The sequence below is a fragment of the Citrobacter sp. VF227 genome, from assembly GCF_052950715.1.
In genome coordinates this window covers 302,506-325,656 of record NZ_JBRFVF010000001.1, presented here as the reverse complement: position 1 = coordinate 325,656, position 23,151 = coordinate 302,506, and the positions used below count along the sequence as shown (strand labels likewise).

Here is a 23,151-nt window from a genome sequence, read left to right as displayed (position 1 = left end):
GTTACTTCAGTTTTGCAACATACTTCGCAACTGTTGTCTTTGCCCCTTCAGCCACTAAAGCAAGATATGCTTGTGTAACCTTGTTTTTGAACAATTCGACCTGCGGCAGTTCACGACCAAAAATAGCATCGATCGCCAGCAGCGCCCGAACACGATCTTCGCCCTCGTTACTACTACGCACCGCATTCTGGATCACTGGCAACAACGGATCGCTAATTTCAATCGCCTGGCCCTGCTCATCAACACCGCCGACGTAGCGCATCCAGCCAGCCACACCCAGCGCCAGTAGATCAAAGTGACTGCCGTTTACAATGTGCCAACGAACGGAATCAAGCATACGCTGAGGCAATTTTTGACTGCCGTCCATAGCGATCTGCCAGGTTCGATGACGCAGTGCCGGGTTGCTGTAGCGCTCAATTAACAGATCGGCATAGTGCTGTAGATCCACACCTTTAACTTTTAACGTAGGCGCTTGCTCCTGCAACATTAGCGCGCGAGCGGCAAGACGATAATTTTCATCGCCCATGCAGTCGTTAATGTGCTGATATCCTCCCAGATAACCAAGATAAGCCAGAAAAGAGTGGCTGCCGTTGAGCATGCGCAGCTTCATTTCTTCAAATGGGATGACATCTGCCACCAGCTCCGCTCCTGCTTTCTCCCACTCAGGGCGACCAGCGACAAAGTTATCTTCGATGACCCACTGACGGAATGGCTCACATGCCACGCCTGCCGGGTCGCGTACGCCAGTGATGTGTTCAATTTTGTCCAGCGTCTCTGGGGTAACCGCCGGGACAATCCGGTCAACCATAGTCGACGGGAACGTCACATGTTGCTCGATCCACGCCGCCAGTTCTTCATTCACCGCCCTCGCATACGCTGTGACAACATTGCGCATTACGTGACCGTTTTCTGGCATGTTGTCGCAAGACATCACGGTAAAGGCGCCTAAACCTGCCGCTTTGCGACGTGCCAAAGCCTCAACCACTACGCCTGGCGCAGTTTTTGGCTGTTTTGGGTTTTGCAGATCGGCGGCAATCATTGGATTGTCGAACATCAGTTGACCGGTCGCCGGAGAATGGCAGTATCCTTTCTCCGTTATGGTCAGGGAAACGATCGCGACCTGCGGTTCACACATCGCAGCCAGTACGCTTTCCAGACCATCAACCTGTGCATGCAGCGCTTTTTTCACCACGCCCACGACTCTTGCAGTCCAGGCATCCGCTGACATTTCCGCAACGGTATACAGGTTATCTTGCTGTTTCAGATCGGCAATTTGCTGCTCACCGCCAATCAGGTTCACTTCACAATAGCCCCAGTCACTGTCGTGCTCTGCAGCCAGAATGTCAGCGTAAACACCCTGATGTGCGCGATGAAACGCGCCAAATCCCAGATGAACAATACGCGGAACCAGTTTTGTACGATCGTAGTCGGGAAGCGCAGCCTTCGCTGCCAGGAGCTTGTTTTGCATGGTATGGCCTATTTATTTATGAACTCAGGACTGTTTCAGAGTAACGCCTGTAGGGTTGTATGTTTTGACTTGCATTAAGCTTTTCTCGATTGGTATGACATCAATCACTAAGTTATATGTCATCTTAAATGGTGAATATGGCGGCACACTGCCGCCAAAGGTATTAATGTTTCTGCCACTGCTGGTATTCACGTTTTAGTCTCTGTGGCGCGGTTTCAGGCATCATTAGCAATCCAATGACTGAGATGACGCCAAGTACAATCACATAGGTTGCGAGTCCATAATAATGTCCACCGGTTACCTGTAGAATTTTTACTGCCACTAAGCCAAGAATCCCACTGCCTATTAACGATCCCAACTGCCAAATTAATGCTATTCCGCTACAACGAATATGGGTAGGGAAAAGCTCAGGAAAATAAGAAGCCTGAGGTGCATAGCACATACTATGTCCAATACTCAGTACCAGGATCATTACTATTTGCGTAAGCCAAAAACTATCCTGATTAATCGCAAGGAAGAAAGGTATAATCATAACTACCTGTAACAACGCTCCGATAATATAGACTGGTTTGCGTCCAATCTTATCGCATAGCGAGCCCATCAATGGTATTGCTATTATTTCTATAATTACTGCAACAATCATTGTCTCCATCAAGATATTTGCATCAAGATTATTTGCTTTACCGTAAGCAAGGACAATCACAGTAAACATAGCAAATGTGCAAGCTTCTATAAGCTTAGCGCACACACCCTTAACAACAATACCTGGAAAATCACGAATCACTTCGACTAATGGGCGTGATTCCTCTGCTTTTGTCTCCCTAATCTGAGCAAAGACTGGTGACTCATCAATTTTTAAGCGGATAAACAGTCCAACAATAACCAGTAGCAGGCTCAACAGGAACGGTATACGCCATCCATAATCCATCATTGCCTCTGGAGAAAGTGTGGCATTTAACAACGCAAAGAGTGCCAAAGGTAGAAGGAAGCCAACCGGAGCACCGATTTGAACCCAACTAGAGAAAAATCCGCGATGCTTAGGTTCAGAGTATTCAGCAGTCATCAGTACTGCACCGGCCTGTTCACCTCCGACACCAAATCCTTGTAATACACGAATGAAAATAAGTAAAGCGGGTGCCCATACACCTATTTTTTCATATGTAGGTAATAACCCAATACAGAATGTCCCCAAGCCAACGATTAATATCGTAATTACTAGTGCTTTTTTGCGCCCTACTTTATCGCCAATATGTCCAAAGACAATTCCTCCTAATGGCCTTGCAAGAAAACCAACAGCATACGTTGCAAAAGCGGCGAGTGTACTAATTAACGGATCATCGCTTGGGAAAAATAGATGACCAAAAAAGAGTACAGCTGCTGTCCCATATGCAAAAAAATCATAATACTCAGCAGCAGTACCAATTGCGGATGCTGAAGCGACTCGGCGGATAATGGGCTTATTATCTACGTCATTTTTAATATCGACTGAACTAACCATAAGTTTAACCTTCTGTAGGGTATTGGGTTAATCAACATATTTCGTACGTAAAATTTATATTTACCAGTTCCACAGCGTGCCATCTTCCAGGCGGGCTACAGGCAAATATGCAGGGTCATACGGATATTTCGCCGCCAGTTTTTCGTCAAACTCGATCCCAAGTCCCGGTTTGTCTCCCGGATGCATGTAGCCGTTATCAAAGGTCCAGTTATGCGGGAACACTTCCAGCATCTGTTCCGAATACCCCATATATTCCTGTACACCGAAGTTAGGCACCCACAGATCAAAGTGCAACGCGGCGGCCATGCACACGGGTGAAAGATCGGAAGGTCCATGCGAGCCTGTGCGAACCTGATACAGCGAAGCAAAATCGGCAATCCGACGCATACCGGTGATCCCCCCCGCATGGGTGATGGTAGTGCGGATGTAGTCGATCAATTGTTCTTCGATAAGCTGTTTGCAGTCCCAGATGCTATTAAACACTTCCCCGACCGCAATCGGCGTGACCGTATGCTGGCGGATCAGGCGGAAGCACTCCTGGTTTTCAGCTGGGGTTGGATCTTCCATCCAAAACAAACGATACTGCTCAATGCTTTTGCCAAAACGGGCCGCTTCAATTGGCGTCAGACGGTGATGCATGTCGTGCAGAAGATGTTCGTTGAAGCCGAATTTATCGCGCACCGCTTCAAACAGTTTTGGCGTGAAATCGAGATATTTCTCCGTTGACCATAACTGTTCTTCCGGCCATTGCCCTTTGGTCGCGGGTTCATAGGCCAGTCCTTTACCTTTCGACATCCCGTAAGTGGTTTTCATGCCAGGTACGCCGCACTGCACACGAATCGCTTTAAAGCCCATCTCTTTATGACGCGCATAATCTTCCAGTACCTCATCGACGGTATGGCCTGTGGTGTGACAATAAACCATGACCCCTTCACGCGACGCGCCGCCGAGTAGCTGGTACAACGGCATATTGGCCGCTTTCGCTTTGATATCCCACAATGCCATATCCACTGCGGAAATCGCCGACATGGTGACTGGACCACGACGCCAGTACGCACCTTTGTAGAAAAACTGCCAGATGTCCTCAATTCGATGCGCGTCGCGACCAATCAACTGCGGGCACACATGATCTTTCAGGTAGGACGCTACGGATAACTCGCGTCCGTTTAATGTGGCATCACCCAGCCCGGTGATCCCATCTTCTGTCGTAATTTTTAACGTCACGAAATTACGCCCCGGACAGGTGACAAAAACTTCAGCCCCGACAATCTTCATTTCTTGTTCCTTACATCTGTTCTTGAGATGCATGAAATTTACCCAACTGAGCTACTACCATACAAGTATAACGATCGAAAAAGCGCTTCTTGATCACAAAAAAGGCGCTATGCGCGCCCCCATCCAGCCACAATGATCAGCATGCCGCACAACGCCACAAGCGCCCCCGACCAGTCGTACAGGCTGAGTTTTACGCCGTCGACGATGCGTAGCCATAGCAGCGCGGTTACCACGTAAACCCCGCCATAGGCTGCATAGACACGCCCGCTTGCTGCCGGGTGCAGCGTCAGAAACCAGACGAATAATGCCAGTGCCCCCCCTGCGGGGATCAGCAGCCAGGCCGTAGCCCCTCGCTTAAGCCAGAGCCAGGGTAAAAAGCAGCCAATGATTTCGCATAGCGCGGTGACGAAGAAAAGCAATGTGGTCTTAAGCATTGATGTTATTCAGTTACCTTCGGTTTAACCATGATACGACAGAATATCATCAGCGTATCCATATCCGCTGAGTGGGTATGCCCACGAAACGTAATAGTGTAGAATTTAACCCTGTTTTACGATTTATCCCCTTTCCCATAAAAGGAATTCGCCATGAATATTACACTGACCAAACGCCTGTGCCTGACGGCTATGCTGACGCTGGCGGCGGCTGTGTACACCTCTTCCGCATTTGCTGAAACCAGTAAACTGGTCATTGAGTCCGGGGACAGTGCGCAGAGTCGTCAACAGGCTGCAATGGAAAAGGAACAATGGAACGATACGCGTCAGCTACGCCAGAAAGTCAATAAACGTGTAGAGAAAGAGTGGGACAAAACCGACGCCGCCTTCGATAGCCGTGATAAGTGCGAACAGAGCGCTAATATTAATGCGTACTGGGAACCCAACACCCTGCGCTGCCTTGACCGCCGCACAGGCCGCACCGTTGCCCCATAAACATTGCACTTTGAAGGATATTGAAAGGATACGATATGACTAGCGCCCTCAGTGTTAAGTTGCGCCCGCTGGAGCGTGAAGATTTACGATTCGTCCATCAGCTTGATAACAACGCCAGCGTAATGCGTTACTGGTTTGAAGAACCTTACGAAGCGTTTGTTGAGCTGTCAGATCTTTATGACAAGCATATCCACGACCAAAGCGAACGTCGCTTTGTTGTGGAATGCAACGGTGAAAAAGCCGGGCTGGTAGAACTGGTTGAAATTAACCATGTGCACCGCCGGGCGGAATTCCAGATCATTATCTCCCCTGATTATCAGGGTAAAGGTCTGGCAACGCGTGCGGCTAAACTGGCGATGGATTACGGCTTTACCGTACTCAATTTGTATAAGCTGTATCTGATCGTTGATAAAGAGAACGAAAAAGCTATCCACATCTACCGTAAACTCGGCTTTATGGTCGAAGGCGAACTAATTCATGAATTCTTTATCAACGGACAATACCGCAACACTATCCGCATGTGTATCTTCCAGCAGCAGTATCTGGCAGAACATAAAACGTCAGGTCCTAATTTGCTGCAACCTACCGCTCAGTAAAGACTGACTAATAGTACTCGATGGTGTTTTCAATTGAGTAATGGTGTTCAACTGCCGGCTTCACGCTCTCGTCAACGATAACAAGCTGGCAGTTGACCGGATTAGCATAGTCATCGTACTTGCACGTTTGTTTGACGTTGCCTACAGGACGATTGTTAAGCAGACTCACCGCGGTGTAATCCAGCTTCTTCAACGGATCAACCGAGGGTTTGGCATCAACTTGCAAGGTGTTATCGTTATTGACGGTTGTTTTACCCAGCGGGTAGCCTTCCGCATCATAGCGATATTGCACTTTCATCTCTTTGCCCGTAGCGGAAACGACAAAACCGTTATCATCGGTATCCCAAACCACACCCGCAGCAGGCAGCTCTGCCAACTGACATTTACCCTGTAAGCGGATCCTTTTTTCCAGCGTTTCGGCATCCCGGTAATAGTTAGCATCCAGGACCAGCGCCATGCCGCTATTATTTTCAATATCGTGCAATTCAAGCGTATCGAAGCACCCTTCCTGTGAGAGCGTACCAACAACGCGTTTAGTAACCTCACCTTTGTCATTGAGCAACGTCTGGCTGAAATCTTTCACCGGTCCGCGCAGCGGGTCGAAATCAAATTCATTTGAAAAACTGGCCATTTCCGGCGTAAAGGAAATCAGCCCTTTGGCGTTATCACACCCAACCAGCAAGAGGCACAGGAAACCTAACAAGGTCTGTTTCTTCACATTTTTCACCGGGATAAGAAGATAATTCTCAATCATATTAGCAAATACAGTTATTTACACCAGAAATGCTAATCTTAGTTTAAGTTGATCATAAAGGAGCTGATGATGAAAAACATACCAGGAATTGCCGCGATCATATTGGTAGTCGCTTCCCCGCAGGTTCTGGCTGCCCCGGCGTCATGTGAACGCGTAAAAAGCGATATCGAACAGCGTATCATCAATAATGGTGTGGCTGAATCCAGCTTCACGCTGAATATTGTCCCCAACGATCAGGCAGATCAGCCTGACTCACTGGTAGTCGGACATTGTGCAAACGATACGCACAAAATTCTCTATACCCGGACTAACAGTGGCAACGCCCCCGCGAATAGCACATCTTCTCAAGACGGACACGCCGCCGAACCGCAATAAATCACGCCCTCCGTGCGCGGAGGGTCACTCCAGTTTGATATGCATTAATATGCTCTACCTACAAGTGGGTAAACTCTCTCTATTATTAGCATGCTATTAATTGCGTTATAGAAATTATTATATAACGATAACAATAATGGAGTGAGTTATGTCTGAAACTGAGCAATATGGAGGCATCAGCCGCAGGGCGTTAGTGAAATCCACGGCTATCGGTTCGCTGGCGCTTGCCGCTGGCGGGCTGTCATTACCTTTCGGAATACGCACCGCCGCCGCTGCGGTACAACAAGCTATTCAACCAGCTGAAGAAAAAGTGGTTTGGGGCGCGTGTTCCGTGAACTGCGGTAGTCGTTGTGCCCTGCAACTCCATGTCAAAGATGACGAGGTTGTATGGGTGGAATCCGATACAACCGGAGACGATATTTATGGTCAGCATCAGGTTCGTGCCTGTTTGCGTGGACGATCAATCCGCCGACGGATCAATCATCCGGATCGCCTGAATTACCCAATGAAGCGGGTGGGAAAACGCGGTGAGGGAAAATTCGAACGTATAACCTGGCAGGAAGCGCTGGATACCATCAGTGACAGTTTAAAAAATACCGTGGAGAAATACGGTAATGAAGCTGTTTATATTAACTACACCTCAGGCATTGTAGGCGGCAACATTACGCGCTCCTCTCCTTATGCCTCGCTGGTCGCTCGCCTGATGAACTGCTATGGCGGATTTCTGAGCCATTATGGTACTTACAGCACCGCCCAAATCGCGGCGGCAATGCCCTATACCTACGGCTCAAATGACGGCAACAGCACGTCCGACATCGAAAACACCAAACTGGTGGTAATGTTCGGCAACAACCCTGCCGAAACGCGCATGAGCGGCGGCGGAATAACGTACTTCCTTGAACAGGCCCGGGAACGCTCTAATGCCCGGATGATCGTCATCGATCCGCGCTATACCGATACCGCAGCGGGTCGCGAAGATGAGTGGATCCCTATCCGACCGGGAACCGATGCCGCACTCGTAGCGGGACTTGCCTGGGTTATGATTAACGAAAATCTTATCGACCAGCCGTTCCTTGACAAATACTGCGTCGGTTATGATGAGAAAACCCTGCCCTCCGATGCGCCAGCAAACGGACATTACAAAGCTTATATTCTGGGGGATGGCGATGACGGCATCGCCAAAACCCCCCAATGGGCATCCCAAGTCACCGGAATCCCAGCCGATCGCATTATCAAACTGGCTCGGGAAATCGGCAGCACGAAACCGGCATATATTTGTCAGGGTTGGGGGCCGCAACGTCAGGCTAACGGCGAACTGACCTCACGCGCGATCGCGATGTTGCCTATCCTGACTGGCAACGTCGGCATCAATGGCGGCAATAGCGGTGCACGAGAATCAACCTATACCATCACAATTGAGCGTATGCCGCTGCCAGATAATCCCATTAAGACCCAGATATCCTGCTTTAGCTGGACTGACGCCATCGCCCGGGGTCCGGAAATGACCGCTACCCGCGATGGCGTGCGTGGGAAAGAAAAGCTCGATGTGCCGATTAAATTTATCTGGAACTATGCGGGAAACACCATCACCAATCAGCACTCAGATATCAATAAAACGCATGCTATCCTGCAGGACGATACAAAGTGCGAAATGATAGTGGTCATTGAGAACTTCATGACATCCTCGGCCAAATATGCCGATATCCTGCTGCCTGATTTAATGACTGTGGAGCAGGAAGACATCATTCCTAACGACTATGCGGGCAATATGGGATACCTCATTTTCATTCAGCCAGCAACCTCACCTAAGTTCGAGCGCAAACCGATCTACTGGATCATGAGTGAAGTGGCAAAACGTCTTGGAGATGATGTCTATCAACGTTTTACCGAAGGCCGTACTCAGGAACAGTGGCTCCAGTATCTGTATGCCAAAATGCTGGCCAAAGATCCTGCCCTCCCTTCTTATGACGCGCTTAAAAAAATGGGGATCTATAAACGTAAAGATCCTAATGACCACTTTGTCGCCTATAAAAAATTCCGCGACGATCCACAGGCCAATCCGCTCAAAACACCGTCCGGAAAGATTGAAATATATTCCAGCCGACTGGCGAAAATTGCCAACACCTGGGAACTGCAAAAGGATGAAGTGATCAGTCCGCTTCCCATTTACGCGTCCACCTTTGAAGGGTGGGATGATCCGAAACGCAGTTCATTTCCGCTCCAGCTGTTTGGTTTCCACTACAAATCCCGTACGCACTCCAGCTACGGCAATATCGATGTTCTCCAGACATCTTGCCGTCAGGAAGTGTGGATCAACCCCGTCGATGCCCAAAAACGAGGCATTGCAAATGGCGATATGGTTCGAGTCTTTAACGATCGCGGTGAAGTACGTATCCCGGCAAAAGTAACGCCACGAATCCTACCCGGCGTAAGCGCAATGGGCCAGGGCGCATGGCATGATGCCGATATGGCTGGCGATAAAATTGATCACGGCGCCTGCGTCAACACGCTGACAACTCAGCGTCCGTCGCCGTTGGCAAAAGGCAATCCACAGCACACTAACCTGGTCGAGATCGAGAAGGTTTAAGGACTAACCCATGACAACTCAGTATGGATTTTTTATTGATTCCAGTCGTTGCACCGGCTGCAAAACCTGCGAACTGGCCTGCAAAGACTACAAGGATCTCACGCCCGACGTCAGTTTCCGCCGGATTTATGAATACGCCGGGGGAGACTGGCAGGAAGACAACGGCGTCTGGCGACAGAACGTTTTCGCCTACTACCTCTCCATTGCCTGTAACCACTGCGAAGATCCGGCCTGCACCAAGGTTTGCCCCAGCGGGGCTATGCATAAACGTGAAGATGGTTTTGTGGTGGTGGATGAAGACGTGTGTATTGGCTGTCGTTACTGCCACATGGCCTGCCCGTACGGCGCACCACAGTACAATGCCGCCAAAGGGCATATGACCAAGTGCGACGGCTGCCACGATCGCGTCGCCGACGGCAAAAAGCCCGTCTGTGTCGAATCCTGTCCGCTGCGCGCGCTGGACTTTGGTCCCATTGATGAGCTGCGCAAAAAACACGGTGAGCTGGCGGCGGTTGCTCCGCTGCCGGGCCCGCACTTCACCAAACCGAGTATTGTAATCAAACCCAACGCCAATAGCCGCCCGACCGGGGACACCACGGGTTATCTGGCCAACCCGAAGGAGGTGTGACATGGGTAATGGATGGCATGAATGGCCGCTGGTTCTGTTTACGGTGCTCGGCCAGTGCGTGGCCGGGGCGCTGCTGGTGAGTGGTTACGGCTGGCTGACCGCTAAAGACGATGCGGTAAAACAGCGTATCGTGCGCAACATGTTTTTTCTGTGGCTGGTGATGGGCATCGCCTTTCTCGCCTCGGTGATGCATCTGGGTTCGCCGCTGCGCGCCTTTAACTCGCTGAACAGAGTCGGCGCATCGGCGCTGAGTAACGAAATCGCCAGCGGGTCGCTGTTTTTCGCCGTCGGTGGCCTGTGGTGGCTGGTGGCGTTTCTCGGTAAAATGCCTGCAGCTTTAGGTAAAATCTGGCTGCTGGCAGGCATGGTGCTGGGTCTGGTATTTGTGCTGGCGATGACCCGCGTCTATCTGATAGACACCGTCCCGACCTGGTATAATGGCTATACGACGCTGGCATTTTTTATGACGATGCTGCTCAGCGGGCCGCTGTTTGCCACCCTGCTGCTGCGGGCTGCAGGTGTTTCCTGTAGCCCTGCCAGATTCGCCGGCGTAAGCGTTCTGGCCCTGCTGGTGACCGTGGCGGTTATCGTTCTGCAGGGACTGGCGCTCGGTGAGATCCACAGTTCGGTACAAAACGCCAGCGCGCTGGTGCCCGACTACGCAAGTTTACAGGTCTGGCGTATCCTCCTGCTGGCTGCGGGTCTGGGGTGCTGGATATGTCCGCTTGTCCGTCGCAAAGAACCGTCCGTTGGCGTACTGGCGTTGGGCCTGGTTTCAGTCCTCGCCGGTGAAATCATTGGCCGCGGTTTGTTTTACGGATTACATATGACAGTCGGAATGGCTGTCGCAGGTTAACTCTCGGGTGCGGGGCAACCCGCACTGTTCAGGATTGTATGCATGACCCATTTTTCACAACGTGACAACTTCTCTACCGCAGCGCGTGTGCTGGGTGCGCTATTTTATTATGCACCTGAAAGCGCAGAAACCTCTGCATTAGTCAATGCGTTAAGAACCGAAGGCTGGCAGGTCCAGTGGCCGCTTGATCAGGCAACGCTTTCTCCGCTGGCAGAAAAACTGCAAGTCGAGGCCGATGAGCCTCTGCCGCAAGCCTGGCAGCGTCTGTTTGTCGGTCCGTATGCACTACCTTCTCCGCCCTGGGGATCCGTCTGGCTGGATCGTGAAAACGTGTTGTTTGGCGATTCCACGCTGGCATTACGCCAATGGATGCGGGAAAACGGCATCCAGTTCGCCATGCAGCAAAATGAGCCGGAAGATCACTTTGGTTCGTTGCTGTTGCTTACGGCCTGGCTTGCTGAGAACGAACGCCATACCGAATGCGAGCAGTTGCTGGCGTGGCATTTGTTCCCGTGGTCATCCCGCTTCCTTGACGTATTTATCGACAAAGCCGACCACCCGTTCTATCAGGCGCTCGGTGAGCTGGCCCGTCTGACACTGGCTAAATGGCAATCGCAGTTACTGATCCCGATAGCCAAAAAACCTCTGTTTCGCTAATTTCCTCACAGGCAGAATGCATCCTGCCTGTGGGACATCCTGTTGCGCACGCTAAGCTTTTGCTTCTGTTGCCAAATAACCGCAAAATGAAGCGTCTGCAACTTCCTTTCTGGACACTCATGCACCATTTACATGCTTATCCTGATCTGCGCGCCATGTTCCGCCGTCTGATGATTGCAGCGCTGATTGGTATTCTTGCCGCGTTAGCCGTTGCAGGATTTCGTCATGCCATGTTCTTGCTTGAATGGTTGTTCCTGAGCAACGACACCGGGAGTCTGGTCAATGCGGCAACAAGTCTTTCGCCTCTAAGACGTGCGCTGACGCCTGCATTAGGTGGTCTGGCGGCAGGTTTACTGCTTTGGGGATGGCAAAAGTTTAACCGTTTACGCCCACAGGCCCCTACCGATTATATGGAAGCCCTGCAAACCGACGGTCAATTTGACGTCAGTGCAAGCCTGGTTAAATCACTCGCCTCATTACTGGTTGTCGCCAGCGGGAGCGCCATCGGGCGCGAAGGCGCCATGATTTTACTGGCGGCGCTGGCGGCCTCCTGCTTTGCTAAACGCTTCACCCCGCGTACGGAATGGAAGTTATGGATTGCCTGTGGAGCCGCTGCCGGTATGGCTGGAGCGTACCATGCTCCACTGGCGGGCAGTTTATTTATTGCTGAAGTATTGTTTGGCACGCTGATCCTCGCATCACTGGGACCAGTGGTGGTGTCTGCCGTCGTGGCCTTGCTCACCACCAATGTACTGAGCGATAGCAATGCGCTCCTGTATGCCGTACGATTCACGCGCGAGCTACATGTGCTGGAATATGTCATGATCGTCAGTACCGGTCTGGCAGCCGGCGTTTGCGGGCCGCTGTTTATGTGGTTGATGACCGCCAGCCATAATGGTTTTTTGCGCTTAAAACTCTCCCCTCCGTGGCAACTGGCACTCGGCGGACTGATCGTTGGCCTGCTGTCGCTGCTCACGCCTGCGGTCTGGGGCAATGGCTACAGCGTAGTGCAGTCATATTTGACCGCCCCTCCGTTACTTGCCGTGGTGAGCGGGATCTTTATCTGCAAAATACTGGCAGTATTAGCCAGCAGTGGTTCCGGCGCGCCAGGCGGTGTGTTTACGCCAACGCTGTTTGTCGGTCTGTCGGTGGGCATGCTACTGGGACGGATGTGGGGATTGTGGTTACCGGGGCCGGATGAGATTGCTATTTTGCTGGGATTAACGGGTATGGCCACGCTGCTGGCAGCAACTACACATGCGCCAATAATGTCGACACTGATGGTTTGTGAAATGACCGGGGAGTACCGTCTGCTCCCCGGGTTGCTGATTGCCTGTGTGGTGGCGTCGGTGCTATCGCGAACGTTACGCCACGACTCGATCTACCGACAACACGCTGCCGAGCATTGACAGGCGGATGAACTGAGACAGCTCGCGCTGCTCTGCGCGAGGCAGATAAGGCAGTTCGCCGATAAGCGGTGCGGGTAATTTTTTGCTCAGCACATCAATGATTTCCGCATAATGCGCCAGCCCTGGATTGATACGGTTCGCGACCCAGCCGATTAACGGCAGTCCGTCGCTGGCAATCGCCTGCGCAGTAAGGATGGCATGATTAATACAGCCTTCCTGGATACCTACCACCAGCAACACCGGCAATTGTTCCTGTACCACCCACTCAGATAACGGACGCAGATCGTTCATCAGGCTCCGCCAGCCTCCTGTGCCTTCCACGACAACGTGATCGACTTTTTCACTGAGGCTTGCGAGGCCGTTAGAGAGCAGGGTGTAATTGACCGGCCCACTATGCGCTACGCTACTTTCGTCTTCACTGAGTGCAATCGGGTTGACCGCCTCGTAGGGCAGCTCGATTGTCGACACGCTTTGTAGCACCAGCGCGTCTTTGTTGCGCAGGCCTTCAGGCGTCTCTTTGCTTCCTTTGGCTACGGGCTTGTAACCCACAACACTTTTACCTCCTGACGCTAACGCTTGTAGTAATGCGCGGGAAACCACGGTCTTCCCAACAGAAGTGTCTGTACCTGTAATAAAGAAACGCTTCAGCATCACTAACTCCACCGTTATGCTTTGAAAATATAAATCAGGAAAATAAAACAGTGGAGAAAGTCTAAGGTATGGCGATAAGAATCGGCTTGAGATAGCGCAATTTTTCGTACAACAGTTAAAAAATGTTAACCCTGTAATAGACGAATCAACAAAGAACCGTTATACATCGCGTCCTTAACGAGCGCCGCACCGGCCATCGTTCCTTGATTGGTGAACTGCGTACTTTCGACGACAATATGCTGACTGTAGGCCGGAAGCGCCTGCTGACGGATGCTGTCAGCAATAGTGGGAAACAAAATATCCGCCGCTTTGCTGAACGGAGAACCAATCAATATCTTTTGCGGGTTGAACAAATTCACCATGATGGCAAGAATTCTGCCTACATGGGTTCCGACGCCGCTAATGATATCCTTCGCCAACAAATCTCCCTGTATGGCCGCCAGACACAGTGCGTCTACCGTTAACGGTTGCCCGTGTAGAGAAGAACTCATTGACTGTTTCAATCGCACCTGTGCGAGTTCCAGCACGCTGTCGACGCTGGCAATCGTTTCCAGGCAACCATGGTTGCCGCAATAGCAGCGTTTACCATAGGGATCCACCTGCGTATGCCCAATTTCAACCAGACTACTGCTGCCAGCATGCAGTAAATGACCGTCGGTGATCACCCCTGCACCCACGTTATGATCGATCACCACCTGAATGACATCGCGCGCGCCACGCGATGCACCAAAAAGTGCCTCGGCCATGGTCCAGGCGCTGATATCGTGCTGAATATACACCGGTACACCAGTATGATTTTCAAGAGCCTGCCCAAGCGGCATCTCTTTGACATCTTCGTAAAACGGCATGCGATGGACGATACCGTTTTCAGTATCAATAATACCGGGTAAGGTGATGGCGATGGAGGTTAAGCGCTCCAGCTTTTGCTGGTGGCGGATGAAAAACTGATCGACCTGGGTAATAACACGTTCCAACAACGGGGTTTCACTGACCAGCGCCATCTCAAGACAATCTTCAACCACCAGCTTGCTGCTCAGATCGCGCAACGCCAAAAAAATCTCTCCGCGACTGATACGAATAGATAAGTAGTGCCAGGCTTCCGTTTCAACAACCAGCCCAACGGCCGGACGCCCACGGCTTCCCGCCTCCTTGATTTCCAGCTCTTGTACCAGGTGCGCCTCGAGCATTTCGCGGACAATTTTAGTAATGCTGGCAGGCGCCAATTGTGCCAGGCGAGAGAGATCAATACGCGATACCGGACCCAGCTGATCAATCAGGCGATAAACCGCGCCCGCATTGGTCTGCTTAATTTGATCGATATGCCCAGGCTGACTATCAGCAACCACCACTTACTCCCTTTATTTTCGCGCTCCGAAATAATCTGTAGACTATGGTGAAGCACTTCAATGGCTCCCGTCAAATTTTTACTTAGCCGTGTGATTTACTGCACATTTTCGCCCATTTTTAAACTAAATTAATCGTATGAACAACCGCCAGCAGTTGCTCGCGAAAGCGCTGTGCGGCGTGACTTTGTTCATGATGCTTAGGCCACACTAACCACATTTCTGAGACGGCATCTTCTTCCGCTATCGGGAGCCAACACATTTCATTCAATTGCACCCGTTTAAAGGACGCGGGAAGAATGGAAACACCTAATCCTGCAGCCACCAGCCCAATGATAGTCATCGCCTCACCAACCTCCTGAGCGATAGTAGGCTTCAGTCCATAGCGACGCATCAAACCAAGAATATCGTCATACAACCCCGTCCCCACGTGTGGATCAAAAAAGACAAAGGGTTCGTTGGCCAGCTCTGCCAGCGTAACTACCGGCTTTTGCGCCAGCGGATGCGCGCGCGGGATCATCGCCATCAAGGGCTCATGCAGAATAATTTCACGCTCCAGCGTTTCCGGAAGATGCGTGTTGCGTAATAGTCCTAAATCCAACGTTCCTTCGTTAAGCGGGGCAATTTGCTCGCGCGTATTCATTTCCCGGGTTTGCATATGGACTGCAGGGTAGCTCTGGCGGAACAGGGATAACGTATCAGAAACTGCTTTGATAAACGGCGCCGATGATGTAAAGCCGATACGCAACTCCCCTGCTTCTCCCAGATGCAAACGCTCAGCCCTGGCAGCAGCTTCATTAACCAGACTAAGGATCTGTCGGCTGTCCGCCAGAAACTGCTTGCCGGCAGACGTCAGCGCCACGCTACGGTTAGTGCGCGCCAGAAGTCGGGCACCGACCTGCTGTTCCAGGATCTGGATTTGCTGGCTGAGTGGCGGTTGCGAAATATTCAGTCGAGCCGCAGCTCGACCAAAATGCAGTTCTTCGGCAACCGCCACAAAGTAACGTAAATGACGCAATTCGATATTCATATTTTTAAAATATTATTTGAGATTATTAATATATTAGACAGAATATTGTGAGTTTCATACTCTTAAGGCCAGACCTGTAGAGGTAATTGATTGAGCAAGGATTTCAAGTGAGCCGTACAACAACTGTCGATACCGCGCCGGCAAGCGATGTTGATGCACAGAGAGTTACCACGCCGGATGGTTTTATCAAACGTGGCACATCCCCATTTATGCGCGTCACGCTGGCGCTGTTTTCTGCCGGACTGGCAACTTTTGCTCTCCTCTATTGTGTGCAACCCATTCTGCCCGTGCTCTCACACGAGTTTGGGGTCTCTCCCGCCAGCAGCAGTATTTCGCTTTCCATCTCAACGGCGATGCTCGCCATTGGTTTATTGTTTACCGGCCCACTTTCTGATGCGATAGGTCGCAAGCCGGTAATGGTAACGGCACTCCTGCTTGCGTCCTGCTGTACGTTGCTTTCCACGATGATGACCAGCTGGCACGGTATTTTAATCATGCGCGCACTGATAGGCCTTTCGCTGAGCGGCGTGGCGGCAGTGGGTATGACCTACCTGAGTGAGGAAATTCATCCCAGCTTCGTCGCCTTTTCAATGGGTTTATATATCAGCGGTAACTCGATTGGTGGTATGAGTGGTCGTTTGATCAGCGGCGTGTTTACCGACTTCTTTAACTGGCGTATCGCGTTGGCGGCGATCGGGTGTTTTGCCCTTGCCTCCGCGCTGATGTTCTGGAAAATCTTGCCGGAATCTCGTCATTTCAGACCGACGTCGCTGCGCCCGAAGACGTTATTTATTAACTTTCGTTTGCACTGGCGCGACAGAGGGTTGCCGCTGCTGTTCGCCGAAGGTTTCTTGTTAATGGGATCTTTTGTGACGTTGTTTAACTACATCGGCTACCGTCTGATGCTCTCCCCGTGGGAACTCAGCCAGGCTGTTGTCGGCCTGCTGTCAGTGGCGTATTTGACCGGGACCTGGAGTTCGCCGAAAGCAGGTTCGATGACCACCCGCTACGGACGCGGCCCGGTAATGTTGTTTTCAACCGGCGTGATGCTGGTTGGGCTGTTGATGACCCTTTTTACATCGCTATGGCTAATTTTCGCCGGGATGCTGCTCTTTTCAGCCGGATTCTTTGCCGCGCACTCCGTGGCAAGCAGTTGGATTGGGCCACGGGCAAAACGCGCTAAAGGCCAGGCCTCTTCCTTATATCTGTTCAGTTATTATCTGGGATCCAGCATTGCTGGCACGCTGGGCGGTGTATTCTGGCACAGCTATGGCTGGAACGGCGTAGGCGGATTTATCGCCCTGATGCTGATGCTGGCGTTGCTGGTCGGCTCTCGTTTACACCATCGTCTGCACGTGTAATCCTCGATGCCCGGCCTCCGGGCATCATCTTCATGAACCTGACAGTAACATCTGAGCCGCCATTTGCAGAGTAATAACCGTTCAATTCATCACTATATGCAGCATAATCGGCATCAATGCCAGGAAGTGTTATAGCCTCTCTTTACTCAGGAATATCATCGTCAGCTACTCAGTGGAGAATCCGCCAGCGGCAACGTAAAACGGAAGCAGGCCCCTGCCGATGAATTAACCAGGCTTATATCCCCCCCATGCAGCTCAAGCATTCTTCGCACAATCAGTAAGCCCAGACCACCACGTTCAGCCCGCTGCTCACGGGGAATCAACGCGGTCGGTCGCTGAAATAAGACTTCTCGTACAGCGTCCTCCACCCCAGGTCCGCTGTCCTGCACTTCCGCTAATAGGCGGTCTGCATCACACCAGACTTTCAACCATACATCGCCCCCGTCAGGCGTATGACGGATAGCATTATCCAGCAAATTCGTCACCACTCTTTCCATCATTGATAAATCGGCATTCACCAATGGCAACGGCCCCATTACTTCAAGGTGCAACTGCAAATGACGCGTGGCAACGGGGAGATCAAATTTCTGCGCCACATCCTGGATAAGCTCGCCAATTGCAAAACGCTCGCGCTGCGGTTTTATACCACCATGCTCCAGTCGCGCCAGCTCAAACAACTGTTTCGACAGATGACGAACCTTATGCCCCTGGCGTAACGCGATACTCAGATAATGCCGGTTTTCATCCGGCGTCATCGTATCCGCTTTCAGCGACAGCATTTCCAGGTACCCCAGCAGCGATGTGAGCGGCGTGCGTAAATCGTGTGAGATATTGGCAATAAATTCTCTGCGCTGACGATCGCTGTCAGCCAATAAATCCCACTGCTGTGCGATTTTCTGCGCTAACTCGATAAACGCGTTGTTCAGTAAGGCAATCTCATTCGCCGGTGCCGGATCAGGATTTTTTTGTGCCAGCTGTTTAATAACGCTAATACTGTCCTGTTCCAGTTTGACCACCTGACCGGTCAGCCTTTTCACCGGATTCGTCACCCATCGCCACACCAGGAACCCCGCGATTGCACCAGCGAATAAAACCAGAATTAACGTCCCGGCCACGGTGTTCCAAAGCGTTTTTTGCCAGGCGTTATTTGCCAGCATATTCAGGTCTTCGCCCTGGAGAATGATGTACAAATAGCCGTGCAGCTCACCGTTGAATAACACTGGCGCGGCGCTAAAAACCTTTTGCTGACTACTGCGCGGATCGTTGCCATATACGGGCAACTCGTTCGAATTAAGGAACGCTTTAATTGGTTGTACGCTAATTTTCTGTCGCTGCAGATGCCCAGGCGGGGCAGCATCAGCGAGTAATTCACCGGACGGTGAAACCAGATACAGCTCCACGCTTGGATTGAGCGTCATCAGGTGATTGAAAAGTCCTTTTAAGGTCTGGCGATTAACTTGCCCGCTGGAGTCAATAAGTGGCTCACTTTCAACAATCTTACTCGCCAACGCCAACGAGAGCCTTTGCACCATCGCATCACCATACTGTTTACTGCTGCGGATCTGAACAGCGCTGACGGCAACCGCGCAAATCAGCATAATGGCGGTAAAGACCAGGGTCAGTCGCTGGCTCAGCGACAGGCGATAAATCATGACTGATGCTCCGCGTTAACCGCAGCAAGCTTATAGCCTCTTCCCCAAACGGTGAGAATAATTTCCGGCTCAGCCGCATCTTTTTCAATTTTGGTCCGCAGACGATTGATATGGCTGTTCACCGTATGTTCATACCCTTCATGCTGGTAGCCCCACACCTGATCTAACAGTGCCTGACGCGAAAAAACCTCTCCTGGATGACGGGCGAAAAAATAGAGCAAATCGAACTCCCGCGGCGTCAAATCGAGGGTTTTACCTTGCAGGCGGACCTCCCGGGCTAATGGATCAATCTCTACGCCATGAACGGTGATAATCCCGGCCTCCATACGCAGGTTCTGACTCATTGCCTCCTGACGGCGAAATAACGCCTTCACCCGAGCCATTAACTCCAGCACGGAGAAAGGTTTAGCTAAATAATCATCGGCGCCCATTTCCAGCCCCAGAACACGGTGCGTTTCACTGGTACGGGCGCTGATAATGATGACGGGTAGATAGAAACTCATTTGACGAATGCGACGACAAATCTCCAAGCCGTCCACTCCTGGCAGCATCAAATCGAGGATAACGGCATCCCAGACGTGCTTCTCGAGTTGCTCAAGCGCACGCGCACCATTTGCTTCATGTATAATTTCGTACCCCTCATCCTTCAGACTCAGTTGCAAAAGTGAGGCAATATCACTGTCATCTTCCACCAGAAATATCTTTTTTGCGCCAGTCATCAGTGTCATCCCCCTCTCGTCATACTGAAAGCTTACCTCAGGCAAGGGGCGGAAGTTATCACAAAATTTTTAACTTTTCGTGAGGATCAGGGGATACCCCTGCGCCCAGTATGTCGATATAGACACGTCAGGCATTCAAAGCGAAACGTCGCTTTGTTTTCCTCAATATGACAACAAAAAGGAAAAGTTATGCAGAAAAAACGCCTACTTCGGGAAGCTGATGTAACAGCCGAGTCAGTTTTTTTTATGCAACGACGACAGATCCTTAAAGCTCTTGGGATAGGCGCGGCTGCGGCATCGTTGTCTTCCCCGACACAGGCCAATTTGTTGAATTGGTTTAAAGGTAACGATCGTCCACCTGTTCCGGCGGGCAAAACGCTCGAATTCGCAAAACCCGAGCGCTGGCAAAGCAATCTGCCCCTGACGCCGGAAGACAAGGTGACGGGCTACAACAACTTCTACGAATTTGGTCTGGATAAAGCCGATCCTGCCGCGAATGCCGGTAGCTTGAAAACCGATCCCTGGACGTTAACTATCAGCGGTGAAGTAAACAAGCCTTTGACGCTGGATCATGATGCACTGACCACGCGTTTTCCGTTAGAAGAACGCATTTACCGGATGCGTTGCGTCGAGGCCTGGTCAATGGTCGTGCCATGGGTTGGCTTTCCCTTGCATAAATTATTGGCGTTGGTTGAGCCAACCAGCCATGCCAAATACGTCGCTTTTGAAACTCGCTACGCCCCTGACGAAATGCCTGGCCAGAAAGATCGCTTCATTGGTGGAGGACTGAAATATCCCTATGTCGAAGGTCTGCGTTTGGATGAGGCCATGCACCCGCTCACACTTCTGACCGTGGGCGTGTATGGCAAAGCGTTGCCGCCACAAAACGGGGCGCCAATACGCCTGACGGTCCCCTGGAAGTACGGCTTCAAGGGTATTAAATCGATAGTCAGTATTAAGCTAACGCGAGAGCAGCCACCGACAACCTGGAATATGTCGGCGCCAAACGAATACGGTTTTTTCGCCAATGTAAATCCACAGGCCGATCACCCCCGCTGGTCTCAGGCTTCAGAGCGTTTTATCGGTTCGGGTGGCATTCTCGATGTACAGCGGCAGCCTACATTGCCTTTTAATGGTTATGCCGATGAGGTGGCGTCTTTATATCAGGGCATGAATCTACGGGAGTATTTTTAAGTGAGGTTAACCGTAAAACAGATAACGGGCCTGAAAGTGCTGCTGCATCTCGCCGGTTTTTTACCCCTGGTGTGGCTTTTCTGGGCCGTACAGCATGGCGGATTAGGTGCCGACCCAGGAAAAGATATCCAGCACTTTACAGGTATCACTGCGCTGAAGTTTTTACTTGTGACTTTGCTAATATCGCCGCTCGCACGCTATGCAAAACAACCTTTGCTGTTTCGCACTCGGCGGTTGTTAGGTTTATGGTGTTTTGCCTGGGCCACGCTGCATTTGACCAGCTATGCGCTACTGGAGTTGGGTATACAAAATCTGGGACTATTGGGACGTGAACTGGTTTCACGCCCATGGCTGACGCTGGGCATAATAGGTTGGATAATCTTACTCTTGCTGACGCTAACGTCCACGCAAGCCGCGCAGCGTAAAATGGGTAAACGTTGGCAAACACTGCACAATTACGTTTATCTGACTGCCATTTTGCTACCGCTTCATTACCTGTGGTCAGTAAAAGTGTTATCCCCGCCTCCCATTATCTACGCCATTTGTTTTGCCGTGCTGCTGGCTTTTCGCTATAAAAAGCTGTTACGGAAAACCGGTTACAAAGGTGTGTTTATGAAAAGTGAATGAATCACGGTAAACTTCTAATACACCTAAACAGAACGAGAACAAAAAATGAGTAGCAATGATAATTACCATCAGCTCACCCGCACGTTCCAGCGGCTCTCTCGCTTCTCCCACCTCTCGGCAATCGCCAGTTGGGACATGTTTACCATGATGCCATCCGGCGGCAGTAAAGCACGCGGTGAAGCGCTAGCCGAGTTGAGCGTGCTCGAGCACCAGCTGTTAACCGATCCGAAGGTGGCAATGTGGATCGCCGCGGCCCAACAGGAAGACCTCAACGATGTTGAGCAGGCCAACCTGCGCGAAATGTCGCGTCTGCATCACCAGGCATCGTTGTTGCCTGAATCGCTGGTAGAAGCGAAATCACTCGCGGGAAGTCGTTGCGAACACGCCTGGCGCAGCCAGCGCCCCGCGAATGACTGGGAAGGATTTTCCGACAACCTGAAAGAAGTCGTGAAGTACAGCCGAGAAGAAGCCCGACTGCGCGCAGAGGCTAAAGGCTGTACGCCTTATGACGCGCTACTGGACATTTTTGAACCAGGGATGACCAGCGCCCAGTTGGATGTCCTGTTTACTGACGTTAAGAGCTGGCTTCCTGACCTGCTCAACAACGTTGTGGCGAAGCAGTCTCAGCAGTCGCTCATTGCCCCGGTTGGTCCCTTCCCAACCGCTCTCCAGCGTGAGCTGGGTCTGGAAACAATGGCTCAGTTGGGATTCGATTTTACGGCTGGCCGACTGGATATCAGCGCACATCCCTTCTGTGGCGGTGTACCGGAAGATGTTCGTATCACCACCCGCTATGATGAAAACGAATTACTCAGCGCGCTGTTTGGTGTGATCCATGAAACCGGTCACGCCCGCTACGAGCAAAATCTGCCGCGCAACTGGTCAGGTCAACCTATCGCTTTGGCACGCTCAACCGCCATTCATGAATCCCAGAGTTTGTTTTTCGAGATGCAACTGGGCCGTAGTGAAGCCTTCCTGACGCGGTTAATTCCGGCGGTGAGGCGGTATTTTGGCGATCAGGCTGCGTTTGAAGAAAGCAATTTCATCGCCTGGAATCAGCAGGTTAAACCCGGATTTATCCGTGTTGATGCCGATGAGGTAAGCTACCCCGCTCACGTGATCCTGCGTTATGAAATCGAACGTGAGCTCATTAATGGCGATATTGAAGTGGATGATATCCCGGCATTGTGGAATGAGAAAATGCAGGCCTGGCTGGGACTGTCAACGATCGGCAACTATCGTAACGGTTGTATGCAGGATATTCACTGGACCGACGGCGGCTTTGGCTACTTCCCTTCTTATACCTTAGGTGCCATGTACGCAGCGCAGTTATTCAGTGCCGCTAACCGTGCGTTGCCGAATTTAAATCAGTCTATTGCGCAAGGCGAGTTTGGCGCATTATTTGACTGGTTACGTCAGAATATCTGGCAGCACGGCAGCCGTTTTACCACTGAACAGCTTATTACCCAGGCCACCGGGGAGCCGCTTAGCAGCCGTTATTTCCGCGATCACCTGGAAGCCCGCTATTTGTAATCTCATACC

At 51.2% G+C, this 23,151-nt stretch carries 22 protein-coding genes; 12 read left to right on the top strand and 10 right to left on the bottom strand.

Annotated features, from left to right (window positions below):
- Position 1: 1 nt before the first annotated feature.
- From ACU8YC_RS01675 to ACU8YC_RS01660, 4 genes are all read right to left on the bottom strand, one after another.
- A complete protein-coding gene (locus tag ACU8YC_RS01675; protein ID WP_187252471.1) occupies positions 2 to 1,468 on the bottom strand; it encodes a mannitol dehydrogenase family protein in 1,467 nt (488 codons plus the stop codon).
- Between the two features lie 163 nt (positions 1,469 to 1,631).
- Positions 1,632 to 2,966, bottom strand: coding sequence for an MFS transporter (locus ACU8YC_RS01670; protein WP_187252472.1), 1,335 nt, complete (start codon positions 2,964 to 2,966; stop codon positions 1,632 to 1,634).
- Between the two features lie 60 nt (positions 2,967 to 3,026).
- Positions 3,027 to 4,241, bottom strand: a complete 1,215-nt coding sequence (gene rspA, locus ACU8YC_RS01665; protein ID WP_151225436.1) for a starvation-sensing protein RspA — start codon at positions 4,239 to 4,241, stop codon at positions 3,027 to 3,029.
- Between the two features lie 107 nt (positions 4,242 to 4,348).
- Positions 4,349 to 4,675 (bottom strand): YnfA family protein, encoded by a 327-nt coding sequence (locus tag ACU8YC_RS01660; RefSeq protein ID WP_151219153.1) that lies wholly within the window; start codon positions 4,673 to 4,675, stop codon positions 4,349 to 4,351.
- A 153-nt stretch (positions 4,676 to 4,828) separates the two neighbouring features.
- Between ACU8YC_RS01660 and ACU8YC_RS01655 the strand changes: the two genes are divergently transcribed.
- Both ACU8YC_RS01655 and speG read left to right on the top strand, forming a co-directional pair.
- Complete coding sequence (locus tag ACU8YC_RS01655; RefSeq protein WP_151219152.1) at positions 4,829 to 5,170, top strand: DUF1283 family protein; 342 nt, start codon at positions 4,829 to 4,831, stop codon at positions 5,168 to 5,170.
- A 35-nt stretch (positions 5,171 to 5,205) separates the two neighbouring features.
- Complete coding sequence (speG, locus tag ACU8YC_RS01650; RefSeq protein ID WP_151219151.1) at positions 5,206 to 5,766, top strand: spermidine N1-acetyltransferase; 561 nt, start codon at positions 5,206 to 5,208, stop codon at positions 5,764 to 5,766.
- A gap of 7 nt (positions 5,767 to 5,773) precedes the next feature.
- Here speG and ACU8YC_RS01645 read toward each other — a convergent pair whose 3' ends face one another.
- Positions 5,774 to 6,484 (bottom strand): YnfC family lipoprotein, encoded by a 711-nt coding sequence (locus ACU8YC_RS01645; protein WP_151219150.1) that lies wholly within the window; start codon positions 6,482 to 6,484, stop codon positions 5,774 to 5,776.
- Positions 6,485 to 6,586: 102 nt separating this feature from the next.
- On the opposite strand from ACU8YC_RS01645, the gene ACU8YC_RS01640 reads away from it, so the two are divergent.
- The 6 genes from ACU8YC_RS01640 to clcB all read left to right on the top strand — a co-directional run bounded on the left by ACU8YC_RS01640 (position 6,587) and on the right by clcB (position 13,032).
- Entirely contained in the window at positions 6,587 to 6,895 is a 309-nt protein-coding gene (locus ACU8YC_RS01640; RefSeq protein ID WP_151219149.1) for a DUF1161 domain-containing protein, read from the top strand.
- A 148-nt stretch (positions 6,896 to 7,043) separates the two neighbouring features.
- Positions 7,044 to 9,482 carry a selenate/tellurate reductase subunit YnfE gene (gene ynfE / locus ACU8YC_RS01635; protein ID WP_446894945.1) on the top strand — a complete coding sequence of 813 codons (2,439 nt, stop codon included), beginning with the start codon at positions 7,044 to 7,046 and terminating at the stop codon, positions 9,480 to 9,482.
- A gap of 10 nt (positions 9,483 to 9,492) precedes the next feature.
- Positions 9,493 to 10,110 (top strand): DMSO/selenate family reductase complex B subunit, encoded by a 618-nt coding sequence (locus tag ACU8YC_RS01630; protein ID WP_210905053.1) that lies wholly within the window; start codon positions 9,493 to 9,495, stop codon positions 10,108 to 10,110.
- Position 10,111: 1 nt separating this feature from the next.
- Positions 10,112 to 10,966, top strand: a complete 855-nt coding sequence (locus ACU8YC_RS01625; protein WP_446894944.1) for a dimethyl sulfoxide reductase anchor subunit family protein — start codon at positions 10,112 to 10,114, stop codon at positions 10,964 to 10,966.
- 42 nt (positions 10,967 to 11,008) lie between these two features.
- Positions 11,009 to 11,623, top strand: coding sequence for a Tat proofreading chaperone DmsD (gene dmsD, locus ACU8YC_RS01620; protein WP_151219147.1), 615 nt, complete (start codon positions 11,009 to 11,011; stop codon positions 11,621 to 11,623).
- Between the two features lie 119 nt (positions 11,624 to 11,742).
- Positions 11,743 to 13,032, top strand: a complete 1,290-nt coding sequence (gene clcB / locus ACU8YC_RS01615; RefSeq protein ID WP_151219146.1) for a voltage-gated ClC-type chloride channel ClcB — start codon at positions 11,743 to 11,745, stop codon at positions 13,030 to 13,032.
- On the opposite strand, the gene bioD is transcribed toward clcB, so the two are convergent.
- The 3 genes from bioD to ACU8YC_RS01600 all read right to left on the bottom strand — a co-directional run bounded on the left by bioD (position 12,988) and on the right by ACU8YC_RS01600 (position 16,056).
- The gene (gene bioD, locus ACU8YC_RS01610) at positions 12,988 to 13,683 is read right to left on the bottom strand and encodes a dethiobiotin synthase (protein WP_151219145.1); all 696 of its coding nucleotides are present in this window, start codon (positions 13,681 to 13,683) and stop codon (positions 12,988 to 12,990) included. The genes clcB and bioD overlap by 45 nt on opposite strands.
- Before the next feature lie 125 nt (positions 13,684 to 13,808).
- Positions 13,809 to 15,029, bottom strand: a complete 1,221-nt coding sequence (mlc, locus tag ACU8YC_RS01605; RefSeq protein ID WP_187259486.1) for a sugar metabolism global transcriptional regulator Mlc — start codon at positions 15,027 to 15,029, stop codon at positions 13,809 to 13,811.
- 118 nt (positions 15,030 to 15,147) lie between these two features.
- Positions 15,148 to 16,056, bottom strand: coding sequence for a LysR family transcriptional regulator (locus tag ACU8YC_RS01600; RefSeq protein WP_151219143.1), 909 nt, complete (start codon positions 16,054 to 16,056; stop codon positions 15,148 to 15,150).
- A 107-nt stretch (positions 16,057 to 16,163) separates the two neighbouring features.
- Between ACU8YC_RS01600 and ACU8YC_RS01595 the strand changes: the two genes are divergently transcribed.
- Positions 16,164 to 17,417: an MFS transporter gene (locus ACU8YC_RS01595; RefSeq protein WP_423390752.1), complete on the top strand. Its 1,254-nt coding sequence runs from the start codon at positions 16,164 to 16,166 to the stop codon at positions 17,415 to 17,417.
- A gap of 161 nt (positions 17,418 to 17,578) precedes the next feature.
- On the opposite strand, the gene ACU8YC_RS01590 is transcribed toward ACU8YC_RS01595, so the two are convergent.
- Together ACU8YC_RS01590 and ACU8YC_RS01585 are read right to left on the bottom strand one after the other, a co-directional pair.
- On the bottom strand, positions 17,579 to 19,069 hold the full coding sequence (locus ACU8YC_RS01590) for a sensor histidine kinase (RefSeq protein WP_187252480.1): 1,491 nt from the start codon (positions 19,067 to 19,069) through the stop codon (positions 17,579 to 17,581).
- Entirely contained in the window at positions 19,066 to 19,788 is a 723-nt protein-coding gene (locus ACU8YC_RS01585; RefSeq protein WP_151219495.1) for a response regulator transcription factor, read from the bottom strand. The genes ACU8YC_RS01590 and ACU8YC_RS01585 overlap by 4 nt, the downstream gene beginning before the upstream one ends.
- Before the next feature lie 189 nt (positions 19,789 to 19,977).
- Between ACU8YC_RS01585 and msrP the strand changes: the two genes are divergently transcribed.
- From msrP to ACU8YC_RS01570, 3 genes are read left to right on the top strand one after another with little or no spacing between them, the layout of a single operon-like run.
- Positions 19,978 to 20,982, top strand: coding sequence for a protein-methionine-sulfoxide reductase catalytic subunit MsrP (gene msrP / locus ACU8YC_RS01580; RefSeq protein ID WP_446894943.1), 1,005 nt, complete (start codon positions 19,978 to 19,980; stop codon positions 20,980 to 20,982).
- Positions 20,983 to 21,609 carry a protein-methionine-sulfoxide reductase heme-binding subunit MsrQ gene (msrQ, locus tag ACU8YC_RS01575; RefSeq protein WP_187259489.1) on the top strand — a complete coding sequence of 209 codons (627 nt, stop codon included), beginning with the start codon at positions 20,983 to 20,985 and terminating at the stop codon, positions 21,607 to 21,609.
- Between the two features lie 45 nt (positions 21,610 to 21,654).
- Positions 21,655 to 23,142: a carboxypeptidase M32 gene (locus ACU8YC_RS01570; RefSeq protein WP_187259490.1), complete on the top strand. Its 1,488-nt coding sequence runs from the start codon at positions 21,655 to 21,657 to the stop codon at positions 23,140 to 23,142.
- Positions 23,143 to 23,151: the final 9 nt, after the last annotated feature.